This is a genomic window from Pantoea sp. B9002 (assembly GCF_013385945.1).
Lineage (GTDB): Bacteria > Pseudomonadota > Gammaproteobacteria > Enterobacterales > Enterobacteriaceae > Pantoea.
Window position 1 is genome coordinate 1 of sequence record NZ_JACAPA010000071.1, and the last position, 953, is coordinate 953.

1 protein-coding gene is annotated in these 953 nt (G+C 40.5%); it reads left to right on the forward strand.

Annotated features, from left to right (window positions below):
- The first annotated feature begins 376 nt into the window (after nucleotides 1-376).
- Nucleotides 377-760 (forward strand): cell wall hydrolase, encoded by a 384-nt coding sequence (locus HX773_RS24970; protein ID WP_176973749.1) that lies wholly within the window; start codon nucleotides 377-379, stop codon nucleotides 758-760.
- Nucleotides 761-953: the final 193 nt, after the last annotated feature.

Consider the following 953-nt stretch of genomic DNA (forward strand, 5'->3'; position numbering starts at 1 on the left):
GGTCAGTCCTTAAAAGCTGAGAGAGATACCGGGCGAAAGGCTTCACGGGGAAAGTCGCCGGGCGAAACAATCAGAATTGTCTCAGAGTGTTTGAGCGGGTGCGTCTGAGAATCTGCTCGAATTTGGAGGACTGTGAAAAATAGCTTCGCTATAAGCGAAAAGAAATGATGCAAATACATCCAATTTGTTAATAAATTCCTCGTCAACGCGTAGTGTTCTGGATAAATATTTAATTAAGATTTTCTGTAGTTAAAATATATTAAAACGAAATTTGGTGTGCCTTAAATTTTCATGAAAAATCGAGAAGGTTCTTGCTTGGTTAATCGTATGAACTTGAAGATAATATTTGTGATATTTAATATATGAGTAAAATGTTATGTTAATCAAGGCTGCTACCCTTTGCCTGGCGCTTAATATATATCATGAGGCGCGCGGGGAGCCAGAATTGGGTCAGGTAGCTGTAGGGACTGTAACGATGAATAGAGCAAACTGGGATGTAAAAGAAATTTGTCCTGTCGTGTACGCACCCTCCCAGTTCTCCTGGACAGCCCAGATAAAAACCACTGAACATTATCCGCATCATAAAAACAAAAGCTGGCAGCGAGCGCAAAAACTGGCGCAGCGAATTATTCAGGGGGAACAGCAGGATGTTACCAATGGCGCGACTTTCTTCCATGCACAGCGGGTAACCCCTTACTGGGTCGCTTCATTTGAGCGTACAGTTTCAATAGGAAATCATATTTTTTACGCCAATAAATAAATTGATAAAGCAAAGTATGCCGTTCATTTTTCTGAACTTAAAATTGAGAACATGATGGCTAAAATTCTCACCATTCTTCTAACTTATAATAACTTAGCATCTGCACCGGTCCGTAGTAAAAAGAGCCGAATAATAAATCATCAGGCTGAGATTTTGGCGCAATCCAGTTCGTGTGAATAGTGGGCATAACAGA